This is a genomic window from Hoeflea sp. YIM 152468 (assembly GCF_029210485.1).
Classification (GTDB): Bacteria; Pseudomonadota; Alphaproteobacteria; order Rhizobiales; family Rhizobiaceae; genus Hoeflea.
In genome coordinates this window covers 271,428-295,936 of record NZ_JARGET010000038.1, presented here as the reverse complement: position 1 = coordinate 295,936, position 24,509 = coordinate 271,428, and the positions used below count along the sequence as shown (strand labels likewise).

At 60.1% G+C, this 24,509-nt stretch carries 19 protein-coding genes, 1 other RNA gene and 1 pseudogene; 10 read left to right on the top strand and 11 right to left on the bottom strand.

Annotation, left to right across the window (positions count from 1 at the left end; all coding sequences use genetic code 11):
- Positions 1–5: 5 nt before the first annotated feature.
- From PZ897_RS19390 to PZ897_RS19375, 4 genes and pseudogenes are all read right to left on the bottom strand, one after another.
- Entirely contained in the window at positions 6–1,157 is a 1,152-nt protein-coding gene (locus PZ897_RS19390) for an ABC transporter permease (RefSeq protein WP_275754402.1), read from the bottom strand.
- The gene (locus tag PZ897_RS19385; protein WP_275754401.1) at positions 1,154–2,257 is read right to left on the bottom strand and encodes a microcin C ABC transporter permease YejB; all 1,104 of its coding nucleotides are present in this window, start codon (positions 2,255–2,257) and stop codon (positions 1,154–1,156) included. Before PZ897_RS19385 ends, PZ897_RS19390 begins: the two co-directional genes overlap by 4 nt.
- A gap of 159 nt (positions 2,258–2,416) precedes the next feature.
- The gene (locus PZ897_RS19380; protein WP_275754400.1) at positions 2,417–4,246 is read right to left on the bottom strand and encodes an extracellular solute-binding protein; all 1,830 of its coding nucleotides are present in this window, start codon (positions 4,244–4,246) and stop codon (positions 2,417–2,419) included.
- A 160-nt stretch (positions 4,247–4,406) separates the two neighbouring features.
- Positions 4,407–4,952 (bottom strand): annotated as a pseudogene (locus PZ897_RS19375) (cytochrome c family protein); the annotation flags it as partial.
- Between the two features lie 172 nt (positions 4,953–5,124).
- Between PZ897_RS19375 and PZ897_RS19370 the strand changes: the two are divergent.
- Both PZ897_RS19370 and PZ897_RS19365 read left to right on the top strand, forming a co-directional pair.
- Complete coding sequence (locus PZ897_RS19370) at positions 5,125–5,904, top strand: 3-deoxy-manno-octulosonate cytidylyltransferase (protein WP_275754399.1); 780 nt, start codon at positions 5,125–5,127, stop codon at positions 5,902–5,904.
- Positions 5,901–6,785 carry a prephenate dehydratase gene (locus tag PZ897_RS19365; RefSeq protein ID WP_275754398.1) on the top strand — a complete coding sequence of 295 codons (885 nt, stop codon included), beginning with the start codon at positions 5,901–5,903 and terminating at the stop codon, positions 6,783–6,785. The genes PZ897_RS19370 and PZ897_RS19365 overlap by 4 nt, the downstream gene beginning before the upstream one ends.
- 9 nt (positions 6,786–6,794) lie before the next feature.
- Here PZ897_RS19365 and nudC read toward each other — a convergent pair whose 3' ends face one another.
- Positions 6,795–7,757 (bottom strand): NAD(+) diphosphatase, encoded by a 963-nt coding sequence (gene nudC, locus PZ897_RS19360; protein WP_275754397.1) that lies wholly within the window; start codon positions 7,755–7,757, stop codon positions 6,795–6,797.
- A 3-nt stretch (positions 7,758–7,760) separates the two neighbouring features.
- The gene (locus PZ897_RS19355; RefSeq protein ID WP_275754396.1) at positions 7,761–8,165 is read right to left on the bottom strand and encodes an HIT family protein; all 405 of its coding nucleotides are present in this window, start codon (positions 8,163–8,165) and stop codon (positions 7,761–7,763) included.
- 95 nt (positions 8,166–8,260) lie between these two features.
- On the opposite strand from PZ897_RS19355, the gene ffs reads away from it, so the two are divergent.
- The 7 genes from ffs (at position 8,261) to PZ897_RS19320 (ending at position 14,743) form a co-directional block, all read left to right on the top strand.
- An RNA gene (gene ffs, locus PZ897_RS19350) (signal recognition particle sRNA small type) lies at positions 8,261–8,357 on the top strand.
- A gap of 108 nt (positions 8,358–8,465) precedes the next feature.
- Entirely contained in the window at positions 8,466–10,304 is a 1,839-nt protein-coding gene (locus tag PZ897_RS19345; protein WP_275754395.1) for a DNA polymerase III subunit gamma/tau, read from the top strand.
- A gap of 64 nt (positions 10,305–10,368) precedes the next feature.
- Positions 10,369–10,692, top strand: coding sequence for a YbaB/EbfC family nucleoid-associated protein (locus PZ897_RS19340; protein ID WP_275754394.1), 324 nt, complete (start codon positions 10,369–10,371; stop codon positions 10,690–10,692).
- A gap of 35 nt (positions 10,693–10,727) precedes the next feature.
- On the top strand, positions 10,728–11,333 hold the full coding sequence (gene recR / locus PZ897_RS19335) for a recombination mediator RecR (protein ID WP_275754393.1): 606 nt from the start codon (positions 10,728–10,730) through the stop codon (positions 11,331–11,333).
- 33 nt (positions 11,334–11,366) lie between these two features.
- Positions 11,367–11,756, top strand: coding sequence for a RidA family protein (locus tag PZ897_RS19330; protein WP_275754392.1), 390 nt, complete (start codon positions 11,367–11,369; stop codon positions 11,754–11,756).
- A gap of 58 nt (positions 11,757–11,814) precedes the next feature.
- Positions 11,815–13,065: a lytic murein transglycosylase gene (locus PZ897_RS19325; RefSeq protein ID WP_275754391.1), complete on the top strand. Its 1,251-nt coding sequence runs from the start codon at positions 11,815–11,817 to the stop codon at positions 13,063–13,065.
- A 232-nt stretch (positions 13,066–13,297) separates the two neighbouring features.
- Entirely contained in the window at positions 13,298–14,743 is a 1,446-nt protein-coding gene (locus PZ897_RS19320) for an aldehyde dehydrogenase family protein (protein ID WP_275754390.1), read from the top strand.
- 84 nt (positions 14,744–14,827) lie between these two features.
- Here the strand turns inward: PZ897_RS19320 and PZ897_RS19315 are convergent, their stop codons facing one another.
- The 4 genes from PZ897_RS19315 to PZ897_RS19300 all read right to left on the bottom strand — a co-directional run bounded on the left by PZ897_RS19315 (position 14,828) and on the right by PZ897_RS19300 (position 20,945).
- Entirely contained in the window at positions 14,828–15,241 is a 414-nt protein-coding gene (locus PZ897_RS19315; protein ID WP_275754389.1) for a cytochrome c, read from the bottom strand.
- Positions 15,238–15,633 carry a Cu(I)-responsive transcriptional regulator gene (gene cueR / locus PZ897_RS19310; protein ID WP_275754388.1) on the bottom strand — a complete coding sequence of 132 codons (396 nt, stop codon included), beginning with the start codon at positions 15,631–15,633 and terminating at the stop codon, positions 15,238–15,240. The genes PZ897_RS19315 and cueR overlap by 4 nt, the downstream gene beginning before the upstream one ends.
- Before the next feature lie 117 nt (positions 15,634–15,750).
- Positions 15,751–18,156, bottom strand: a complete 2,406-nt coding sequence (locus tag PZ897_RS19305) for a heavy metal translocating P-type ATPase (protein ID WP_275754387.1) — start codon at positions 18,154–18,156, stop codon at positions 15,751–15,753.
- Between the two features lie 239 nt (positions 18,157–18,395).
- On the bottom strand, positions 18,396–20,945 hold the full coding sequence (locus PZ897_RS19300; RefSeq protein ID WP_275754386.1) for a hypothetical protein: 2,550 nt from the start codon (positions 20,943–20,945) through the stop codon (positions 18,396–18,398).
- 78 nt (positions 20,946–21,023) lie between these two features.
- Between PZ897_RS19300 and PZ897_RS19295 the strand changes: the two genes are divergently transcribed.
- Positions 21,024–22,052, top strand: coding sequence for a hypothetical protein (locus tag PZ897_RS19295; protein WP_275754385.1), 1,029 nt, complete (start codon positions 21,024–21,026; stop codon positions 22,050–22,052).
- 202 nt (positions 22,053–22,254) lie between these two features.
- Here PZ897_RS19295 and PZ897_RS19290 read toward each other — a convergent pair whose 3' ends face one another.
- The gene (locus PZ897_RS19290; protein WP_275754384.1) at positions 22,255–24,399 is read right to left on the bottom strand and encodes a hypothetical protein; all 2,145 of its coding nucleotides are present in this window, start codon (positions 24,397–24,399) and stop codon (positions 22,255–22,257) included.
- Between the last annotated feature and the right edge of the window lie 110 nt (positions 24,400–24,509).

Here is a 24,509-nt window from a genome sequence, read left to right as displayed (position 1 = left end):
GCCACTCATCGGAATGTCTTTCTCGGATCGAAGGCGTCACGCGTGGCTTCGCCGATGAAGATCAGCAGTGACAGCATGATCGAGATGGAGAAAAACGCCGTCAAACCCAGCCATGGCGCCTGCAGATTGCGCTTGCCCTGCGCGATCAGCTCGCCCAGCGAGGCCGACCCCGGCGGAAGCCCGAAGCCGAGGAAATCAAGCGAAGTCAATGTGGTAATTGAACCCGAAAGGATGAACGGCAGGAAGGTCAGTGTGGCCACCATGGCGTTGGGCAGGAGATGACGAAACATGATGGTGCCATTGCCGACGCCGAGCGCGCGGGCGGCGTTGACGTATTCGAAATTGCGGGCGCGCAGGAATTCGGCTCGCACGATGCCGACGAATGCGACCCAGGAAAACAGCAGCATGATCCCGAGCAGGATCCAGAAACCCGGCGGAAGCACCGCGGCGATGATGAGCAGGATGTAAAGCACCGGCATGGAAGACCAGATCTCGATGAAGCGCTGCATCAAGAGGTCGGTCCAGCCGCCGAAATAGCCTTGAACGGCGCCCGCGGCGATGCCGATCACGGCCGAGAAAATGGTCAGGGTCAGCCCGAACAGCACCGAGATCCGGAAACCGTAGATCATCCGGGCGGTCACGTCGCGGGTCTGGTCGTCGGTGCCCAGCCAGTTCATGTTGCCAAGGGTGCACCCGGGATCCTCTGCCTTGAGCGGATAGGCCTGGCAGCGGGTCTCCTTGTCCATCATCCAGAATGGCGGGGTTGGCGCCGAGTGCGGGATGTAGGAGTTGGCGGTGGTGTAGGAATAGCGGATCGGCGGCCATATCATCCAGCCGTTCGCCTCGATTTCATCCTGAATGAACGGGTCGCGGTAATCGGTCCGTGCCAGGAAGCCGCCAAACTTCTCCTCCGGATAGTCGATCAGCACCGGATAGAGGATTTCGCCCTTGTAGGACGCCAGGATCGGCCGGTCGTTGGCGATGAGTTCCCCCAGAAGACTGGCGATGAACAGAATCAGAAAAATCCACAGCGACCAGTACCCGCGGCGGTTGGCCTTGAAATTGGCCCAGCGCCGCTTGTTTGTCGGCGACAGCCAGCCTTTGGGCCGTCCGTCCGCTTTAAACAGCTGCGCGTTCGTCGAGGCGGGCGCGCTCATCCGACGTCCCTCTTTTCAAAGTCGATGCGCGGATCGACCCATGTGTAGACCAGATCCGAAATCAGCCCCACCACCAGTCCCATCAGCGAAAAGATGAACAGCGTTGCAAACACCACCGGATAGTCGCGCTTGATGATGGATTCGAAGCCAAGCCGGCCGAGGCCGTCGAGCGAAAAGATGGTCTCGATCAGCAGCGAGCCGGAAAAGAAGGCCGAGATGAAGGCGCCGGGGAAGCCGGCAATGATGATCAGCATGGCATTGCGAAACACATGCCGGTACAAGACCTGGCTTTCGGTCAGTCCCTTGGCCCGGGCCGTGGTGACATATTGCTTGCGGATTTCATCGATGAACGAGTTCTTGGTCAAGAGCGTCGTGGTGGCAAAGGCCGCCAGCGACAAAGCGATCAGCGGCAGCGCCAGATGCCAGAAATAGTCGATGATCTTGCCCGGCAGGCTCAGTTCGGCGAAATTGTCCGAGGTCAGGCCGCGCAAGGGAAACCAGTCGAAAAACGACCCCCCGGCAAACATCACGATCAGCAGGATGCCAACCAGAAACCCCGGCACCGCATAGGCGATGATGATCAGCCCGGACGTCCAGACATCGAACCGCGATCCGTCAGTGACCGCCTTCTTGATTCCCAGCGGAATCGAGATGACGTAGGACAGCAGCAGGATCCACACCCCCAGCGAGATCGATACCGGCAGTTTTTCGGCAATCAGATCGATCACATCGATACTGCGGAAATAGCTCTCGCCGAAATCGAAGCGGATGTAATCCCACATCATCAGGCCGAACCGCTCAAGTGGCGGTTTGTCGAAACCGAACTGGGCTTCCAGCTTGGCGATGAACTCCGGATCAAGCCCCTGGGCGCCACGGTATTGCGACGAGACCGAATCGCCGAAATCCTGCTGGGCGCTGCCAACGGTATCGCCGCCGCCGGCAATCCGGTCGATGGCCGAATCGCCCTGTCCGGTGAGTTCGGCGATCACCTGCTCAACCGGACCGCCGGGAGCGAACTGGATCACCGCGAAGGAAATCGCCATGATGCCGACAACCGTTGGAATCATCAAAAGCAGACGGCGGAGAATATAGCTACCCATCAGGCGCCGCTCTCCGGTGTCGTGGCGATTTCATCGCTCCTGTCCGCTTGAGGTCTGATCAATCTCGCATCCTTCCAGCCACGACCTGTCGTCCTTGGCTGATTCGTGGTGTGTTCATACAGAATCGAATGTCGATTGAGGCGCAAGGCTGAATGCATCTCAGTTTGCCTCGCTGCTCCACCAAACTTCCGGGAAGCCGAGCCCGTAATAGGGCAGTTCTTCCGGATGGACCAGTGTCTTGCGGTAGGCCACCTTGACCGCATTGCTGTAAAACAGCGGCACCACGAAATGGTGGGCGAGAAGCACCCGGTCGAGAGCATGCACAGCGGCGATCTGCTCGTCGCGGTTTGGCGCGAAAATGACCATCTTGATCAGCGCGTCGATGGCAGGGTCGGAAATGCCGGCGTAGTTTCGCGAACCTTCGCGTTCAAGCGAATCCGATCCCCAGTAACCGGACTGCTCGTTGCCCGGATTGAGCGACTGCGCCCACAGGCCCCAGATCATGTCATAGTCGAAGCTTCTGACCCGGTTGGTGTATTGCGAGGCATCGACCGTGCGAATCCGGGCGTTGACCCCGATCTTCTTCAGATTGCTGACATAGGGCAGGACTGAACGCTCGAAGGAAGGGCTGGACAGCAGGATCTCGATCTCGAACGGGGCTCCCGTCCGGGCGTCAACGAGTTGCTGGTTCTCGAGCTTGTAGCCGGCGTCGCGGAACAGGGTCAGAGCCTGGCGCAGATTGGCGCGGGACTTTGCCGGGTCGCCGCTGACCGGGTTGGTGTAGACCGTTGTGAACACCTCTGGTGGCACCTTGTCGCCCAGGCTTTCGAGGATTTGTTTTTCCCGGCCTTCGGGCAGGCCGGAGGAGGCCAGTTCCGTGCCCCAGAAATAACTGTCGATCCGCTCGAAGGCGTCAAACGCCAGGTTTCGGTTCAGGTCCTCGAAATCGAAGGCAAAATTGAGCGCCTTGCGAACCCGGATATCCTTGAATTTGTCGCGGCGCATGTTCGGCACCATGGCCTGCATGATGCCGACGGCCCGAAGCGGATTTTCGATCTCCTCAAGGACGACATCGCCGGTGTCGATTGCGGGAAAATCATAGGCTGTGGCCCAGCGGCTGGCCGAATTCTCCTGCCGGAAATCGATGGCGCCGCCGCGGAACGCCTCGAACTCGACGTTGCGGTCGGTGAAGTAACCATACTCGATCGTCCCGAAATTGTGGTGCCCGACATTGACGTTGAGATCCCTGGCCCAGTAATCGTCGCGCAGCTCGTAGCGGATTGTCGACCCGGCGGTAAAGCCGGCGATCCGGTAGGGACCCGAGCCCATCACCGGCTCGAGCGTTGTGCGGCCGATGTCACGCTGGTTTCCGTCCTTGTCCTTTCCCTGCCACCAATGTTGCGGCAGAATCAGAAGCTGACCCAGAATTTGCGGCAGTTCGCTGTTGTTGATCTCATCGAACCGGAAGGTGACATCGCGGGCGCCGGATTTTTCGGCGGAGACGACATGGCCATAATAATTGGCTTGCAGCGGGTTGTGTTCCTTGGCCTTGGTGAAGCTGAAGATGACATCTTCCGGTGTGATCGGCTCGCCGTCTGGCCATCTGGCTTCGGCGCGAATCCGGAAGGTGGCCTCGGAAATGTCGTCGGGAAACGAAATGCTCTCGGCGATCAGGCCGTAGGAGGCTGAAATCTCGTCGTCAGCCGATCTCATCAGCGGATCGAACACCAGCGCCAGGCCTGCTGCCTGTTCACCCTTGGCCAGAACGGGATTGAAACTGTCGAATGTGCCTTCTTCCGAAAGCCGCAGCATCCCACCCTTTGGCGCATCCGGATTGGCGTAGTCAAAGCGCGGAAAATTCTCTGGATATTTCGGCTCGCCAAGCATCGCCGTGGCATGATGCCAGGTTTGTTCCTGAGCCGGTGCGACCGATGCAAACAGAAGCGATGCGGCGAGCGCCAGGGTGATGGAGGCAATAGGATTGGTCATTCTGGCCGGGTCTCCGATGACGACAGGTCTTCAGCGAGAGAATAGGCGACTTTTGCTGCGCTTGCAGATCTTGTTTGAAAAAATTGTGTGATTTCATCAAAAAGCCGGGCATCGCGCGCCCGGCTTTTACAAATTCGATCAGACGATCAGCCTATTCCGCCGGCAGCGGTGCCGGCGAATCGCCCAGGGTGCGCAGATAGGCGATCAGGTCGGCACGCTCATCGATTTTCTTGATGCCGGCGAAGCCCATTGCGGTGCCCTTGATGTACTTCTTGGGAGCAGCCAGAAAACCGCTGAGGTGCTCGTAATCCCAGACGACAGATCCGCCTTCGGAAAATTCGGTCATGGCCGAGGAATATTTGAAGTCGGCGTGGCCTGCGATTGGACGGTTGACGATATTCCACAGCCCCGGACCAATCTTGTTGCCATTGCCGGCATCATTGGTGTGGCAGGCAGCACATTTCTTGAACACGGCTTCACCCTTGGCCGGATCGGCGCTTGCCAGCAGCGGCGCGATCAATTCCGGCGCAGCCTCTTCAGCCGGTGCGCTTGCGTCACCGCCGCCCTCGGCCACTTCGATCAGGAAGCCTTCGGTTTCCGGTTTCGGTGAATCATAAATCCCTTCCGAAACAATGGAAAGGGTCATGACGACAAACATGATGCCCAGAAAAGCACCCGCCGCCGTGTTGAAATATGAGGAGTTCATGTTCCGTCGCTCCGTTTCGATTCGGTTTCCCGCCCAGTTTCCCGCAATATCCGAACCAGCCTTGAAATCGCGCGGAACCTATGTCTTTTGCAAGATCGTTGCAACACCGTTTGTAACACCGGCAGTGAGACTTTTTGACACTTGCGCGGCATAACAGGGGAATTGGTCCGCTATGGCAAAAGATTCAGGGCACACGCTCGTCATTATTCCGGCCAGAATGGCGTCTGCACGGCTGCCCAACAAACCGCTTGCCGATATAGGCGGAGAGCCGATGGTGGTCCGCGTTGCGCGCCAGGCCATGCTGGCCGATATCGGCCGGGTGGCGGTGGCGACTGATTCGCGCGACATCGCCGATGTTGTCGAAGCCGCCGGCTTCGAGGCGGTCATGACGAGGAATGATCACCAGTCCGGATCAGACCGTGTGTTCGAGGCGGCCATGATCATGGACCCCCAGGCGCAGGCCCAGATAATTCTGAATGTCCAGGGTGACATTCCTGCCATCGAGCCGGAAACCATTCGCCGTTCTGTCCTGCCGCTGACCGGATCGGCGGCCGACCTTGCCACGCTCGCGGTGGAAATTTCCGATGAAACGGAAAAAACCAATCCGAGCATCGTCAAGGTGATCGGCACGCCCATTGGCGAGCGTCTATTGCGCGCGCTTTATTTCACCCGCGCCACTGCACCCTATGGCGACGGTCCGCTCTACCATCACATCGGGCTTTATGCCTGGCGGCGCGCGGCACTCGAACGCTTTGTTTCGCTGAAGCCTTCGACCCTCGAAACGCGTGAATCGCTCGAACAATTGCGGGCTCTGGAGAACGGCATGCGCATTGATGTGGCCATCGTTGACTCGGTGCCTCTCGGTGTCGATACTCCCGCCGATCTTGAACGGGCCCGCCAAATTCTGGCGCCGCAAGAGGCGCGTTTTCCTCGCAACGGACAGACATCATGACCGCTTCCACCAACCGCATCGCCTTTCAGGGCGAGTTTGGCGCAAATTCCGACATGGCTTGCCGCGACATGTTTCCCGGTATGGAGCCCTTGCCGAGCGCCACGTTCGAGGATGCCTTCAATGCACTGGCGCAGGGCGACGCCGATCTGGCCATGATCCCGATTGAAAACACCATCGCCGGCCGGGTCGCCGACATCCATCATCTGCTGCCCGAATCGCAGATGCACATCGTCGGTGAATACTTCATGCCGATTCACTTCCAGCTGATGGCCCTGCCTGGGGTCGAGCGATCGGAAATCCGCACCGTGCACAGTCATGTCCACGCGGTTGGCCAGTGCCGCAAGGTGGTGCGGGACAATGGCTGGAAAGCAGTTGTTGCCGGCGATACCGCCGGAGCCGCCCGGATGGTTTCGCAGAGCAATGACCGGACGATGGCGGCGTTGGCGCCGCGTCTGGCCGCCGACCTGTACGGGCTCGATATCCTCGAGGAAAATGTTGAGGACACCGACACCAATGTCACCCGCTTTGTGGTGCTCTCGCGCGAGGCCAGGCTCCCACCGCCTCCGGTGGCCGACGAGGTGGTTGTCACCACCTTCGTTTTCCGTGTGCGCAACATTCCGGCCGCGCTCTACAAGGCCATGGGCGGCTTTGCCACCAACGGCGTCAACATGACCAAGCTGGAAAGCTATCAGATTGGCGGCAAGTTTTTCGCCACCCAGTTCTACGCCGATATCCAGGGCCACCCGGACGAAGCGCCGGTGGCGCGCGCCATGGAGGAGCTGGCTTACTTTTCCAGGGAACTGCGGATTCTGGGTGTCTATCCGGCCCATCCGTTCCGGCTGGCGCAGAATGGAACGCTTGCGCAAGAGGAAGAGGGCTGACGCGGGTCTCTACCGCGACCAGTCCAGCCAGTCACGCATCAGCCGGTGAGCGATGGCGCCGGGCGGCGGTGCCGAGGCATCCGCCTGACCCAGGGCCGTCGAGAGCATGGCCTCGGTCTCGGTCCGGCTGAACCAGCGGCAATCTTCAAGTTCGACGGTGTCACGGGCAATGTCGAGGCTTTTGGCTTCGGCGTAGACGCCGATCATCAACGTATGCGGCATCGGCCATGGCTGGCTGGCATGGTAGCGCACCCGGTCAATCCTGATGCCGGATTCTTCTCGTGTTTCCCGCCGCACCGCGTCCTCGATGGTCTCGCCAGGCTCGATGAATCCGGCCAGGCAGGAATACATTCCCGGGGCAAAATGTGGGCTGCGGCCCAGCAGGCATCGGTCGTTGGCCTCATCCACGATGAGCATGATCGCAACCGGGTCGGTGCGCGGAAACACATTGTGCCCACAGGCCTGGCAGCTCCGCCGGTAGCCACCCGCTTTCGGCGTCATGGCGCAGCCGCAGGTGCCGCAAAACCGGTTGGTCAGCGCCCAGCTCACAAGGCTCGTGCCTTGTGCGTAGGCGCCGAGTTTTTCCTCGGTCAGCAGCGCCTGTCGGTAGACCGACCGCGTGTCGATGGCCTTGTACATCTCCGGCAGGTCGTCGGCCTCAATCGCCACCGGCATGGCAATGAAGGCGACGTTGTCCCGGTCCCAGCCGATCAGCACGGCGTCGGCGTTTTGCGGCTGCATGGCGGCGAGGTCGGGCGCAGCAAGCAAGCCTTCCGGAGCCACACCATCCACGCGCATCACCAGCTTGCCCTGGGCAATGGCAAAATACCGCGTTGTCGGCTCCTTGAGCGCGTCATCAAGTTCGGTTTCGGTCCGGTATTCAGAGCGGCTGTCAAGAATATTGCTGGAAAAAGCGACCATACGGCTTGCCTCGCCATGAGGTGCGTTATGGTCGAACAGGGAAAATGTCATGAATCAGAGGGCCTCGAGAAGTCTTTCGGTAAATGCAGTCCGGGCGCTACGGGACCAGGGGACCGGCGCGCCATGACCCCAGACAGGTCCGGGCCAGGCATCATCGCCCTCATTGCGCGCGATGATGTGCAGATGGAACTGGCGGACCTGATTGCCAAGTGCGCCGACATTGATCTTGCGACAGCCGGTTGCTTGCTTGACCGCCTTGGCGGCGATTGCGGTTTCGAACGTCAGCATGGTCTGGTCGAGCGGGGTCATTTCGAAGATTTCGCAGATGCCCGGGCGCTGCGGGACCAGCAGTACCCAGGGCCAGCGTGAATCGTCCATCAACCTGAGTTGACACAAGCCCAGTCTCATCACCGGTGTGCTGTCGCGCTCTAGGCGAGGATCAAGAACGAAATTGGTCATGAATAAGTCCGTCAGACAGGGCCGCGGTACAACTCTATCAGTTTTTTTGGGCTCTGGCTTGCATTTGCTTGTTCGATTGACGATATGTGGCCTTGGGAGGTTGGTGGTGGACGAGCCACTCGCCAACCGGGTCAGGTCCGGAAGGAAGCAGCCCTAACGAGCCCGGCACGGGTCACCGTGCCAGCCTCCCACCCTTTCGCCCGCGCAGGCCGAGGCAGACCGTCATTGACGCGACCCGGCCGGGGTGCAAACATTCATCTTGAATGGCCATCGAGCCAGCGCGAGGGCGGCACTGCAATCATGGATGAAGCAACCGGTACCAATACAGCGTCACACGCGGTTGCCGCTGAAGGGCAGGTGCCCTACCGGGTTCTTGCCCGCAAATACCGTCCCAAGGATTTCACCGACCTGATCGGCCAGGCGCCGATGGTCCGCACCCTGACCAACGCGTTTTCCACCGGACGGATTGCCCAGGCCTGGATGCTGACTGGCGTCCGCGGCGTCGGCAAGACCACGACCGCCCGAATTCTGGCACGGGCGCTCAATTACCAGACTGCCGAGATCGATCGGCCGACGATCGATCTGACCGTTTCAGGGGAGCATTGTCAGGCGATCATGGAAGGCCGCCATGTCGATGTCATCGAGATGGACGCGGCGTCCCATACCGGCATTGACGACATTCGCGAGATCATTGAGCAGGTGCGTTACCGGCCGGTGGCGGCGCGCTACAAGGTCTACATCATCGACGAAGTGCACATGCTCTCCAATCAGGCCTTCAACGGCCTGTTGAAGACGCTGGAAGAGCCGCCAGCGCATGTGAAGTTCATTTTCGCCACAACCGAAATCCGCAAGGTTCCCATCACGGTGCTGTCGCGATGCCAGCGGTTTGATCTGCGCCGCATCGATTCCGCTCTGCTGGTGGCCCATTTCAAGAGCATTGCCGATCAGGAAGGCATTGTCATCGACGAGGAGTCGCTGGCCATGATCGCCCGCGCCGCCGAAGGCTCGGTGCGCGATGGCCTGTCGCTGCTCGACCAGGCGATTGCCCATGGTGGCGGCGGCGTCGACGCCGGGGCCGTGCGCTCGATGCTGGGTTTGGCTGACCGGTCCCGCATCGTCGAACTGTTCGGCGCGCTGATGACCGGCGATGTCGCTGCGGCTCTGGCAAATTTTCGCGACCAGTATGATTCGGGCGCCAGCCCATCTGTGGTCCTGACTGATCTGGCCGATTTCACCCATCTGGTGACGCGGCTCAAATTCGTGCCCGAGGCCGGCGAAGATCCGTCCCTGACCCAGACCGAACGCGAAAGTGGCGCCGATTATGCGGCGAAACTGTCGACCGTTGTTCTGTCGCGGGTCTGGCAGATGCTGCTCAAGGGCATTACCGAGACCGACACCTCGAGCCGTCAGGCGGCGGCCGCGGAAATGACCTTGATCCGGATTGCCCATGCCGCAAATCTCCCGTCGCCAGAGGATGCGGTGAAAGCGCTCCAGACTTCCGGCGGCGCATCGGCGGGCGCCGGTGGGCAGCCGGCCGGCAACGGACCGTCCGGCGGCGGTGCCATGGCCCGGGCCGTGGGGGACCGCAGCATGCCGCAAGGCGGCGGCGGACAGCCTTCGATGCGGCTGGCCCATTCCGCCGAACCCTCGGTTGTCAGCCCCGCGGTTGCCGAGCCGGTCGAGGAAATCGTCATCGGCTCGCTCGAGGACATGGTGGCGCTGGCCGAGAAGTTTCGCGATATCGCCATGAAGGTGCAGATCCGCACCGGTGTCCGGCTGGTCCGGATCGAACCCGGTCGCCTCGAGATCAATCTTGCGCCGGATGCCAGCCCCAGCCTTCCCGGCGAGTTGATCAAGAAGCTGGGTGACTGGACCGGCGCCAAATGGACTGTGGCGCTCAGCCGGGAAGAAGGTGCGCCGACGCTGGCCGAACGCGAGACCGCCAAGCGCGAGGCGCTTGTCAGTGACGCGCGCCAGGACCCAGACATTGCGGCAATTCTTGCCCGCTTTCCCGGTGCCCGCATCACCGATGTGCGCATTGCAGCCACCGAGGAGATCCTGGCTGGCGATGTTCTGTCGCCGTCCGATGAAGGCGATATTCTACCAGACGATATCGAACCCGGCGACGAGACCGACTAGAGCAGCCGTCCCGGGCCCGGATCCGGCCTTTGGCCGGCATAGTGCACTCGAAAAGGAGATCCAGATGAAAGACATCATGGGTATGATGGGCAAGATCAAGGACATGCAGGCCAAGATGGAGCGCATGCAGGAAGAACTTGCCGAGCTTGAATGTGAAGGCGTTGCCGGTGGCGGAATGGTCAGCGTGCGGCTCACCGGCAAGGGGCTGATGAAAGGCCTTTCCATCGATCCGTCCATGTTCAAGGAAGACGATGTCGAGATTCTCGAGGATCTGATTGTCGCCGCCCACAATGATGCCAAGGGCAAGGTTGAGGCGATGATGGCCGAACGGACCAAGGAGCTGACCGCCGGCCTGCCGATTCCTCCCGGCATGAAGCTGCCTTTCTAAGCCACGCCCATGTTTGGTCATGACGGGAGTATGAAATGCAGAAGCGTGTAACCGGGCCGGAGATCGAGCGGCTGATCCAGTTGCTCGCCCGCGTCCCCGGGCTCGGGCCGCGGTCGGCGCGCCGCGCCGCGCTTCATTTGATCAAGAAAAAAGATCAGTTGATGGGCCCGCTGGCATCGGCGATGAACGAGGCTTTTGACAAGGTCCGCATCTGTTCGACCTGCGGCAATGCCGACACGTCTGACCCCTGCACGGTGTGCACCGACCCGACCCGCGACCAGAGTGTCATCATTGTGGTCGAGGACGTCGCGGATCTCTGGGCGCTCGAGCGCGCCGCGGCGATGAATGCCGGCTATCATGTGCTTGGCGGTACCCTGTCGCCGCTTGATGGCGTCGGCCCTGATGATCTGTCGATCGCAGGTCTCGTCGATCGCGTTGCCAGGGGCGACGTCCGGGAAATTCTGATTGCCGTCAACGCCACGGTCGAAGGCCAGACCACGGCCCATTACATTACCGAGCAATTGTCCGGCTTCGAGATCAAGATCACCCGGCTGGCGCACGGCGTGCCGGTGGGGGGTGAGCTGGATTATCTTGATGAGGGCACATTGGCAGCCGCCATCCGCGCCCGCACTGCATTTTAGAAGGTCCGTACTGCTTTTTTTGAGGAATGACAGATGCCGCGTTTCTTCAACCCCGACAGCATGGCAAAGCCGGCTTCCAATTATGTCCAGGCCGTTGAGATGGTTTCTCCCGGCCGCCGTCTGCTCATCTCGGGCCAGATCGGGGTCACGCCGGACGGGCAGATGCGGGACGGCTACCGCGCCCAGGCCGAGCAGGCCTGGCGCAACGGGCTTGCCGCGGTGGCTGCCTGCAACATGAAACCCAGCGATATCGTTGCGATCAGAGTCTATGATGTGGCGCCGGGTGATGTCACCGCCTACCGGGAAATCCGCGATCAAGTCCTCGAAGGCCATGCGCCGGCGTCAACTTATGTGATTGTCGCCGGCCTTGCCCATCCCGATCTGCTGACCGAAATCGAGATCGAGGCGTTTTCGCAGTCCTGAGATTCGGCAATCAAAACGCGCCATTTTCCTGACAGGCTGCTCAGGCTAAGCTGGCGCGATGATTCGCACACTGCTTCTGTCCGCCCTGTTCACTCTCATCGCCGCCGTTGCGGTGACGTCGGCGTCGCTTGCTGCCACCAGAGCCGGTGTGGACAAGCAATTTAGCCAGTGGCTGGAGACGGATCTATGGCCCGAGGCCAAACGTGGCGGCGTTTCCAGGCAGGTCTTCGATCGCGCCTTTTCTGGCGTCACGCTTGACTGGGATCTGCCGGATCTGGCGCCTCCCGGCTTCCCCAAGCCCAGGCAACGTGCCCAGAGCCAGGCCGAATTTCGCAGCCCCGGCGCCTATTTCAACGAGAAAAGCCTTCAGGGACTGGCGGCATCAGGCCGCGCGTTGATGAAACAACACGCCCATGTCCTGGGCAAGCTGGAGACGCGGTATGGTGTGCCGGCTTCCATCATTGTGGCGATCTGGGGCCGTGAGTCTGGGTTTGGCCGGGCAAAAATTCCCCATTCTGCGGTGCGGGTGCTTGCCACCAAGGCCTTCATGTCGACCCGGCCCGCGCTGTTCCGCCGGGAAATTCTGGCGGCGCTCGAGATCCTGCAGCGCGGCGATGTATCAAGCGCTGAAATGAAAGGCTCCTGGGCAGGCGCCATGGGCCAGCCGCAATTCCTGCCGTCGAGCTATCTCGACCATGCGGTGGATTTTGATGGCGACGGCAAGCGCGATATCTGGAATTCAACCGCCGATTCGCTGGCCTCGATTGCCAATTATCTGGCTCGGTCGGGCTGGGTGCGGGGACGCGACTGGGGTTTTGAAGCCGTCATCCCTGAAAGCGTCACCTGCGCGCTTGAAGGCCCCGACCGGGCCCGGCCGATCAGCGCGCTGGCCGATATGGGCATCATCCGGATTTCAGGCCGTGCCTTTCCCGATCACGAACGCCGCGCGCCCGGCATGGTTCTGGTCCCGGCAGGAACCTACGGGCCGGAATTTGTCGTCACGCCGAATTTCTATGTGATCAAGGAATACAACAATTCCGATCTGTATGCGCTGTTCATCGGCAATCTTGCCGACCGCATCGCCCAAGGCGGCAGCGCATTCGTGACGCCGTGGGGCAGCACCGGAAAAATGTTGCGATCCGACATCGCCAGGCTGCAATCCTCTCTGGAAAAACAGGGCTACGATGTTGGCGGCGCCGACGGACTGCCCGGCTACAAGACACGGCGGTCGATCGGCGAATGGCAGGCGCGCAACAGACAAAAGCCCACCTGTTTCCCGTCTGCCGCGCTCCTCAAGTCTGTGCGCTGATCCAGGCCGGGTGGCTATGTTGGAAAACCGCAAGGGTACCGGGCGCAAGCCCCTGTCATCGGTGTGACAGGGTCAGAAAATATCTCAACAAGCAGAAACAGGCACTTCCGCTGGCTCGGCATGCGATGAAGCGCCGAATCGAGGTTGCCTTTGACTGCCTTCCACCCCTAGAGATTTGACCTGAGACGCTTTCGTCCCCATCTGCACGAATGAGACAAGTTTGGAGAATGACATGATTGAGAAGCGCGAATTTTACATCAACGGGGAGTGGGTTTCGCCGAGCAAGGCCCGAGATTGCGAAGTTATCGATCCTTCGACCGAAGAAGCCTGCGCGGTGATCTCGCTGGGCTCGACCAAGGACACCGACAAGGCCGTTGCCGCAGCCAAGGCAGCTTTCGAGTCATGGTCGCAAACCGACCCGGAAACCCGGCTCGACTACGTCAAGAAGATCCGCGATATCTATATCGACCGCGCCGAAGACATGGCCCAGGCGATCAGCCTCGAAATGGGCGCTCCGATCACGATGTCGCGCTCAAGCCAGGTCACCTCCGGCACATGGCACATCGACAATTTCATCACCGCCTTCAAGGAAGTCGAATTCCTCCGCCCCCTCGGTCCGCATGCGCCCAATGATCGTATCGCCATGGAGCCGATCGGCGTCGTCGGACTGATCACGCCGTGGAACTGGCCGATGAACCAGGTGACGCTCAAGGTGATTCCGGCACTTTTGGCTGGCTGCACCATGGTGCTCAAGCCGTCCGAAATTGCACCGCTTTCCTCCATCGTGTTTGCGGAAATCGTTCATGCTGCCGGTGTCCCGGCGGGTGTGTTCAACCTGGTCAATGGCGATGGCGTTGGTGTCGGCACCGACCTGTCGACCCATGCCGATGTCGACATGATCAGCTTCACCGGCTCAGCGCGCGCAGGGACCGCCATTTCCAAGGCCGCTGCCGACACCTTCAAGCGGGTCTGTCTGGAGCTCGGCGGCAAGGGCGCCAATGTCATTTTTGCTGATGCCGATGCCAAGGCGGTCGAGCGCGGCGTGCGCCATTGCTTCAACAACACCGGCCAGAGCTGCAATGCGCCGACCCGGATGCTGGTCGAACGCCCGGCCTATGATCAGGCGGTCGAGAAGGCCATCGAAGTTGCCGCGACGGTCAAGGTCGGGTCGTCCCATGACGAAGGCAAGCATATCGGCCCTGTGGTTTCGGCTGCCCAGTACGACAAGATCCAGGGTCTGATCCAGAAGGGCATCGACGAAGGCGCACGGCTGGTAGCCGGCGGTGTTGGCCGCCCCGAAGGCTTCAATCGCGGCTATTTCGTTCGTCCGACCGTGTTTGCCGACGTGACCAATGACATGACCATTGCCCGCGAGGAAATCTTCGGGCCGGTTTTGTCGATCATCCCGTTCGACAACGAAGAACATGCCGTCGAGATCGCCAACGACACCATCTATGGCCTGACCAACTATGTGCAGAGTGAGGATGGCGCCAAACGCAACCGCATGGCCCGCAGGCTTCGCTCTGGCATGGTGGAAATGAACGGCAAGTCGCGCGGCGCCGGGGCACCGTTTGGCGGCGTCAAGGCATCGGGCCGGGCCCGCGAAGGCGGCGTCTGGGGCATCGAGGAGTTCCTTGAGGCCAAGGCGATCTCCGGCTGGGACAGCGACGTCGCCTAGCCGCCGACAATGATCAACCGGCACAAGATGTGCCGGTTGATCACGGCCTGACAGCGGCCGGAACAGTGTGATTCTTTGCTGGTCTCAGTGAATGCCGTTGGCACGCTGCAGCTCACGAACATACAGGACAATCAGATCAAGTTCGGGATCGGTGATGCCCTCGACCGGCGGCATGTGTCCAAACTGCCAATGGTGAGCCCTGACGCCATTTTTGGCGGCCAGGTGGAACGCGGCGTCGCCATGATGGCTGGGCTCGTAGATCTTGTGAACCAGTGGTGGCGCGATCCCGTCCTGTCCGGCAGCATCGATGCCGTGGCAGGAGGCGCAGGACCGGTTGAACAGGATTTCACCGTCCCGGGCCTGAGCCGACAAGTCCGGCACCACAACATTCGCCAGCGCGGCGCCGGACGGCGCGGTTTCGGGCGTTTGAAGGCTGCGGAAGATGAAGACGGCGCCACCAAGCAGAATAAGGCCGATCAGCAGGTTGCGCCGGATCATGCGAGCACCCCCTTGGCAATCTCGTCGATGATCGGGCAGTCGGGCCGATCATCGCCGTGGCAGTGGTCAGCCAGCGTCTTCAGTGTGGTGCGCAGGGATTTCAGTTCCTTCAGCTTGCGGTCGATCTCGGTGATCTTTTCCAGCGCCAGCGCCTTCACATCCGCACTGGCGCGATCCTTGTCTTCATACAGCGACAAGAGCGATCTGCACTCTTCGATGGTGAACCCGAGTCCTCTCGACCGCTGAATGAAGGCCAGCCGATGAACGTCCTTGCCGTCATAGTCGCGATAGCTGTTTGCAGCGCGCGCCGGTTTGATCAGACCGATATCCTCATAGTAGCGGATCGTCTTGGCCGGCAGGCCGGTTGCGTCAGATGCCTGGCCGATATTCATCGTCTGCCTCCTTGGATTCCAGACCGCTTGCTGCGGCGCTCTTGCTTAAGCCGGCAATCCCGCGGGCTGGGGCTATTCATATCGAACGAAACCGTAGAGCTTCCACCGGCCGGAAGGTCAAGCGTCGAGCTTGACCGACCGGAGGCGCAGCGCATTGGTGATCACCGACACCGATGACAGGCTCATCGCTGCCGCCGCAATCATTGGCGACAGCAGGGTTCCGGTCATCGGATAGAGCACCCCGGCAGCGATCGGAACACCGATGGTGTTGTAGGCGAAGGCAAAGAACAGATTCTGCTTGATGTTGCGCAGCGTCGCTTCCGAGAGCCTGCGCGCCCGCACGATACCGCCCAGATCACCCCTCAACAGGGTAATGCCCGCGCTTTCGACCGCCACATCGGCGCCGGTGCCCATGGCGACACCGACCTCGGCTGCAGCCAAAGCTGGCGCGTCGTTGACGCCGTCTCCGGCCATCGCAACCTTGTGGCCTGCTTTGTGCAGTTCCTCCACCAGCGCCTTCTTGTCTTCGGGCAGAACGCCGGCGCGGACTTCGTCGATGCCCAGCTGATCGGCCACGGCGCGGGCGGTGGTTTCATTGTCGCCGGTCGCCATGATGATCTTGAGGCCGGCCCGGTGAAGGGCGGCAATGGCCTCCGCAGTCGTCGCCTTGATTGGATCGGCGACCGCAATCAGACCTGCAAGTTCGCCATCGATGGCGACATACATCGCTGTCTTGCCCTGCGAGCGCAGCGCATGAGCCTGCGCATCGGCAGCTTTGGTGTCGGCTCCGACGGTTGCCATCATCGCCGCATTGCCCAGAGCAATATGCTGATCGCCTGATTTGCCGGACACACCTTTGCCCGTCGTCGCCTCGAAATCGGCCACCGGTGCAGCCGCGATATCGCGCGCCGCAATGCCGTCAACAATGGCCTCCGCCAGGGGATGCTCGGATCCGGCTTCGAGGCCGCGCACCAGCGCCAGCATATCGTTTTCGGCAAGTGGGCCGATGCTGACCACATCGGTCAGTCTGGGTTTGCCTTCGGTCAGGGTGCCGGTCTTGTCGACCACCAGCACATCGACTTTCGCCATCCGCTCGAGCGCTTCGGCATCCTTGATCAGAACGCCGGCCTGTGCGCCTCGCCCGGACGCCGTCATGATCGACATCGGCGTGGCCAGCCCCAGCGCGCAGGGACAGGCAATGATCAGCACCGAAACCGCCGACACGATGGCGAACACAAAGGCGGGATCGGGCCCGATCAGCAACCATATTGCAAAGGCCAGGACAGCCACGACAACGACTGCCGGGACAAAATACGAAGCCACCCGGTCGGCCAGCCCCTGAATCGGTGCGCGCGAGCGCTGTGCGGAGGAGACCATCGCCACAATCCGCGCCAGCATGGTGTCCTCGCCGACCTTTGCCGCCTCGATGACCAGGCTGCCCTGCTTGTTCAGCGTGCCGCCGGTGACGGTGTCGCCCTCTGTCTTCTCCACCGCGAGCGGCTCGCCGGTGAGCATGCTTTCATCAACATAGGTGCGGCCCTCGAGCACGATCGAATCGACAGGAATAGCGTCTCCCGGACGAACCCGAAGCCGGTCGCCGGCAATAATGTTTTCGAGCGGCGCATCATATTCGTCGCCATCGGGCGTGATCCGGCGGGCGGTTTTCGGCGCCAGATCCAGCAGCGCACGAATGGCGTCACCGGTCCGTTCGCGCGCCCTGAGTTCCAAGACCTGGCCGACAAACACCAGCGCGATGATCACCACGGCCGCTTCGTAATAGACCGGCATATGGCCGCCTTCCATTTGAAGGTCGGGCGGGAACAGATCGGCAAAGAATGTCGCGACAACCGAATACAGGTAGGCCGCACCGACACCGATCATGATCAGCGTCCACATGTTCAGGTTCCAGGTCTTGATCGAGGCCCAGCCGCGATGGAAAAACGGTCGCGCGGCCCACAGGACCACCGGCGTTGCCAGCGCGAACTCCAGATAGAGCGCCAGGGTTTCGCCCATCCACTCACGAACCGGCAGCCCGAGCATCGGGGCCATTGACACAACAAGCAGTGGAATGGCGGCCGCGACGCTGATCCAGAACCGGCGGGTAAAATCGATCAGCTCATGGTTGGGACCCTCGGCGATGCCGTCCATCGGCTCAAGCGCCATGCCGCAGATCGGACAGGTGCCCGGTCCCTCTTGCACGATTTCCGGATCCATCGGGCAGGTGTACATGGCATTCTTCTGCGCGGGCTGCTTCTTCCGCGCCTTGTTGCCCGACAGATAGAAGTACGGATCGCGCTCGAACTTGCCGTGGCAACCGGCTGAGCAGAAATGAAACGCGTCGCCCTTGTAGGTCAGCGTCGGCTTGCCCTTGTCGACCGCCACATCCATACCGCACACCAGATCCTTGACCTTGCCGTCAACCGGGACTGTCGCAGCCTTGAAAAGCGCATGCGTATCGACAGCAGCGTCCTCATGTTGATGATCACAATTTTCGTGGTCATGGGTGTGGTTCGACTGTTCCATATCGCCAATCCTTACTAAACTGCAACGACTGTAATCCTTCCAGTGAATGGAAGGTCAAGCGGCAAATATTGTTCCCTTTTCGGGATGACGACTCCAGCCATCGAAACCCTGCTGCCAGGAGGATCGCGTGCACAACGGAGGTAAAAACTGCGGTTCAATCAACCGGTGCTGACACGCTCGCCAAACGCAAGACGCGTCTTCGAACCGGCGAGATCGGTGTTTCCGCCGGGTGAGCGTGGTCAGGCATACAGGATTGAGTCATACCCGTATGTTTCGCTCAGCGCCTGGCCGAGGATGTGCTTGTGCTTGTGCTCAAAGGTGAGGAACTCGCTGAGCGTCGTCGAGCTTTCACGTGGCCACAGCAATTGCAATCGTCTGAGTTTCGTCGGGACCCTGATCCCTGCTGTTTCCGCCCGTACGATGATGTCGGAGATGTCATCCCAGGTTTTCTGCATTTCATGGGCGGCGGCAAACTCGATGATGGCCGCTTTCTTCTTCTCGTCGGTCGGGGTGTTCATAGAGGCATTGTCGAGCTCGACCTGCGCCATTTTGCGCATGTTGACCGCGTTAGGCAAAAGCCAGGCCTCGACGTTTTGCATGTTCTCGGCCACGCTGTCGACCAGCTTCTCGTCGAAATTGCGCATGTCGAAATTGCAGCCGGACTCGGTGAGAAGGCCGCGCAGGAACTCCATCAGTTTCTTGCTGTCATTGGGCAGCAGGTCCGGATAGTTTTTGTAGATGTCCGCGGCGATACGGCTGCGGTAATAGGCGTTGCGGCCAAACCGGCCGAGCAGGGCCTCATATTGCTGGCCGGCGAACTTGTCTCTGGCGAGATCGGACTCCGTCAGGGAGGCGATCAGGTTTTCCAGCGCGTCATCGCTCACACCCTGCGGCTGCCAGCGGACGCCTTCTGCCACCACTTGCTTTGGTCGCTTGGCCGATTCGCCCAGCGCGCCGTGGAAGGCGTCGAACACCTCCGCAGCATGCCGCAACTCTTCGGACAATTGCTTCAGGGCGCCGCGATCAATCGGCTTTGACGTTCCGTTTGGTTCGCAGAGCATCTCATGCATCTGCGGTTGGCTGTAAGACAGCCACTCCCGGAACTCTCCATTGCTGAGGCGTTCATCGATCCCGTTGACCATCTCCGCCAGCGTCGGCAGGTCGTCATTGGCGGGGCTGATACCGTTTATCCGGTAAATGCAACTGTGCAGTACCGGGGTTCTGGCCAGGCGCATGACCAGGAATGCGGCGACGAGCTGGTCTTCCAGTTGCGGCAGCGCCACGAACGCTTCCTCGCGGCCAAGCAGGCTCAGAGCCCGGACCAGAATGTTTCCCTCGCGCACCGCACGGAAGTCCGCCTGGCTGATCCAGAAATTCGGATTGATGGAATCGGCCAGAAACCACGCTGCCGGATCCCTGATGAACGTCTCCCAGGCAAACGCGCCCTCGGCATTGCCCAGGCCGTTGTAAAGCGCGGAATGGACTTTCAAGGGGGTGAAATCGAACGGAGAATGCGGGGCTCCAACCCAATCATGGTTGGCACTTAGCGCAGCAGGCAACGATTCGAATTTTCCCGCGTCCGACTGGGACGAGCGTTTGGCCGGCCGGTGCGCATCGATTTCCGCGATCTTCTTGTGGCTTGTCGTGTAGATGCCACGCAGCAATTGCAGGCCGGTCGTGTTGGCCTTGAAGGCGAGAATACTGTCGGAACTCAGATGCTGCCCGGCGCGCAGCTTGCGGCCCATTGTGTCATAAAACACCAGATGGTCGCCGGCGGAAATCTCGTAGGCCGAGAGCTTTACCTTTTCGCCTGTCTCATTGGGGACAACATCGACGAAATAATCCGGCGAGGAGAGCTCGAACCAGCGATGCTCCTGGGTGAGAAGCTCGATCAGATTCTGCCCTGCATTGCCGACTTCCGCATCGTCCCAATCGCCGGTTCCGGAGAGCAATTGCCGGTAGGCGTCAACGAGGTTGTCGCTGATCGACTGGAAAGTACCGGGATCAATGTCAATGATTTCGCTCCATTCATTGGCCCGTTGCCTGTGCGCCGACACATGCAGGAAATACAGCCCCTGCAGGAGTGGCCGGCTTCCCTCAATGGTCAGGACCGCATTCTGAACCCGGTCATTTTCTACCGATGCCCGCATGATCGCGGTCGCAGTGTCGTCTCTGGCGGCGAACTCCGCTTCGGTAATGTCATAGCCAACCGGAAAAATCTGCAATGCATCTTCCAGATGCGGAACCTCAAGCCGGAAGCTGGAGACGGCCACGACGTTGCCGGTGCTGTCCCCTTCATGGATCGGCCAGGATGTAAAATATCCGGCCCATCCGATATGGGCATTCGGCTTTTTGACGTGATGGATACGTTTGTCGGACCATACGAAGCGAGCATCGGGCTCGTCGCCCTCATCTTCGGGCAAGGCGATCACGACGTTTCCGTACCTGGCCTCGGGAAGTATTCCGTCCGTCTCGCGCGCCAGTTCGAAGGCCTTGAGCGGCCGGGCCGCCTGTCCGTCATCGATCAACAGCTCGACGGAGTGCGTGTCGCGCGGCAGTCGAAGCGTCCTGAGAAAATTTTCACCCGGCCCGATCGAAAACACATCAACGACAATGCCGGAGCGGTTGCCTTCGCGATAGGCGGCAGGCTTTAGATGGCACAGTACGATGGCGCCTTTGCGGTGCTTGATCAGCTCCTCGCCTTTGGAACAGAAATAACCAAGAACTGCCTGATCTTCGCCATCCCAGGCCAACCAGATATTCTCGCAACCTCCATCCCGATAAGCCATTCGACTCTTTCCTGTACTATACAAATGGTTTATTGCTATTAAGACTTATAACGAAATTCAGCAAAAGGGAACGCTGAATTGCCATCGAGTGAAACCAGCGAGATTCATGTCGGTCTGACCGGGCCGGTCAGATCAGGCAAGACGAATCTTTTTGTCGACTTTGCGAAATGTGTGGAACTGAACTTTCACGGATTTCGCCAACTGCATGACATCAAGATAGAGACTGACCGGATCAACCGGCGGTTACTTCGAAGTTACTATCGAAACCTTCCCGAGGCGACCGAAAGCGTAACCGACATCCGGTTTGATCTCGAAGTCGATCTGCCGGCCCCGGAGGGCGCGGCGCCCGGCAATGGATTGCAGAACCGACAATTCACCATCCATGTTCGGGATGCTCCCGGCGAGGCGGCTTTTCCGAACACTGAATTGTCTGGGACGGCCAACCCGCATGTGGAGAAAACCAGGGAACTGGACGAGTGGTTTTCCAAGGCCAAGGGGATTGTCCTGGTCATTTCCGTGCTGAATGCCGGCACGGATGCCGGATTTGAAGCTCTGATCGACAAGGTCGAGGATTTTTTCGAACGGGCGGGAAAGCCCGAATTCCAGAATCTCGAACGTGTGGCGATCGCCATCAGCATGTTCGACCTGCTGCTTCTGCGCTTCGGCAATCGCTCGCGCGACATCGCCACCGAACCCGAAGCAGTGCTCGCCATCCTGCATGCCCACATGCGGCCGGCCTTCGACATGATCAAGGATTTCAGGCCGTTCCCGTCTCAGGAACGCGACATCGATCTGCGCTTCATCGCCACCTCAAGCTACGGCTTCCACCCGCAACTGGGCTGCGCCAACATTGATGCGACTGCGGAAATCCTCGATCCCGGCAATTCACGGTTTCCGGTGCCGTTGACCCCGGACAATGTCCGCTACCCCTACATGACAGCTGATCCGTTCATCTTCGCAGCCCTAGGTCTTGATAGTCCGTTCCTCTTCACCCGGGACGAAATCTTGAGCGGTATCCTGAAGGAGCGAAGTTTGGCCGAAACCACAGACGCGGTGGCGAGCTCGATGGCTGCCCCTGTAGAGACGGCGAACCGGAACCCCGGCTAGGCCTGCTGACGCCCCAAGGGGCGCGCCAACTCCGCCCTATTTCTCTCAATCCATGCATGCGAATCGCGTTCAAACGCCGCCATATGAACGCGGCTTGGCGTAAAGCGCGTCGCATCAAACCGGTTCCGGATGACGCACTTCAGGCTCATTGTTTATGCATGTCGTTGTCGCAAAACCGCTGCACACCTTTGCGCAGATTGCCTTAGATCTCACGCCTGAAATTTGGCCTGACAACCACAGGCCTGCGGCGTCGGGGGCGGTGCGACGGATCGACTGCGTCTTCCTCCAGCAATTCACGGGCTGCAGCGTCCGGGTTGTCCCGGGACGCAGCGGCCTTTGCGGCAATCTTGTCATCCCCGCCCTTGCTGAGGGGTTTCTGGCTGGGCTCCGCTGCCGCATGCCGGTCCTCGGTGGCATGGTGCCGTTCCGTGCCACTGCTTGCAGCGGAGGCGGCGGAATCCTCGGTTTCAGCCGCTTCATAATGCCGGCGGATCCGGCGCCCGACCTCGGCCACACCCTGCTCTGAAATCAAGGTTCCGCGGCTGGTCTTGCGCGCAAGCTGTTTGCGGATCAGGTTGTCGATAATCAGACGCATCTGGCTGCGCATGTCGTGGGAATATTCCTCGTCGAAAAACAGCGGCAACAGATAGCCTTGCTTGTCGAACACACCATTGAGAATGACATTCTTGGCCGCCAGCACCGATTCCGGATCATCCGGTCGGGCATCGAGATCGAGATCGGAGATGTCGAGATCGTCCTTGCGCCTTGACCTCTTGGTCATGGCATTTGCATCCCAGAACAGTTTCGACAGCAAGAGCGACAGTTCCTGCAGCAAGGCGAGCAGGGCGGGGAAATAATCGCGGGCCGAGGCCGTGCCGTTGAAAAGCGCCTCAACCTTGCCTATCGCCTTGCTGATCGGGTCCTGTGACGGGTTGATGCGATCATAAAGACTGGCCAGATCCTCACGGTAGGGCCCGGTGGCCAGACCCCTCTGTTCGGCAGCGACGACGCAGGTTTCCAGCACGTCCGCGCGCATCTGATCATAGGCGCGTGTGATCGGAACAAGCCGGTCCGGACCGGACACATCAAGCATCTGGGTGCGCAATGTGTCGATGATGGCTTTGCGGCGCTCGGCTTCAGCACAGGACAGATTGAAAGACGCCTGGTCTGCATCGAGTGTCTCGATCTGGCGAAACAACGCCATCAGCGGCTGCGGTTCGCAGGCAGGCAGGTCAGACACGGATTTGAGATCCGACAGCACCTCGGTCACCACCAGGCAGTAATTGGCCGTTTGCTTGAAACTCGTCTGGGAAGGGGTGTTGATGAAGGCATTGACGCTTTGCAGAAATCCGTCCGCATCAAGCGTATAGCCCGACGCCAGGCCTTCACTGGCCTGAAGTTTCGCCGCACCAAGGTCTGCCACCACCTGCTGCAGGTCCGACTGCAACTTCGCCTGAGTGTCGCGCGCTTTTTGCAGGTCGGCACGTGCGGATTGATAGATCTTGGCGGTATCGGCCTTGAGCTTTCGTGTTTCGGCCAGCTTTTCGCCAATAGCGTGATAGCAGGTTCCCGGCAGGTCGCCGCCGGTGCCGGCCCGGCGTCTGCGGTTGCAGGCAGGATCATCGACGAGTTGGCTGGCAAGACCATCACTCAGAAGAACCGATTTTCTTTCGGGCGAGACGCCGGGCTCGCCCTCTTCTTCTACCAGAGCAGCCTCAAGCCTGCCGACCAACGCCTCGGCGGCCACCGATTGGGCCTGTCTGGACTTGACTTGAGCTTCGAGGGTTTCGATTTGCGCGTTCAGCTTGAGCGACTCGCGCTCAAGGTCTTCCTGCCGTGTCGCCAGCTGGCCCTGCCGGTTTCGCAGCTCGACCTTCTTGAGCTCAATCAGCGCCTGCAGTTCCGAGGCGATTTCCTTTTTCTTGTCCCGGTCGCGCAGCTCGTCTGTCAGCGCGCTCATTCTGGCCGAGTACTGCTTGAGTGCCTCGTCCTGAAGCAGTTCGATTTTCCTGTCCTGATAACGGTCATTCATGACCTGGCTGATGTCGTGCGCGTAAAGCCCCATCTGCCGCAAATTCGTTTCGGCATTGGCAAGATCGGATCGCCCCACACTAAGGAATTGCTGGTGATAGGAGGCAAAGGAGGAAATCCAGCAGATCGCCACGGCAACAAGATAGAAGGGCATCACCAGAGCGATCTGGGTGATCCTGCTCGAGGATATCCCGTCGCCCAGGACGAGAGAGGTGAAGGCGAGGAAACCCACCGCGAGTGCGGTTATACCAATCCAGGCATAGGTCTCGTTCAGAAAGATTCGAGCTCCACCGCTTGTGGCATAAGCAGTCATCAAGAATGCGACCGCGGCAAAAGCAATGATAAAGGCCTGCTTCAAGCGCGTGGTACTTAAAACTTCATTCCCATCTGTAGTTTTCTTTTCCATTTCAACGCCTGCCTCTCAAC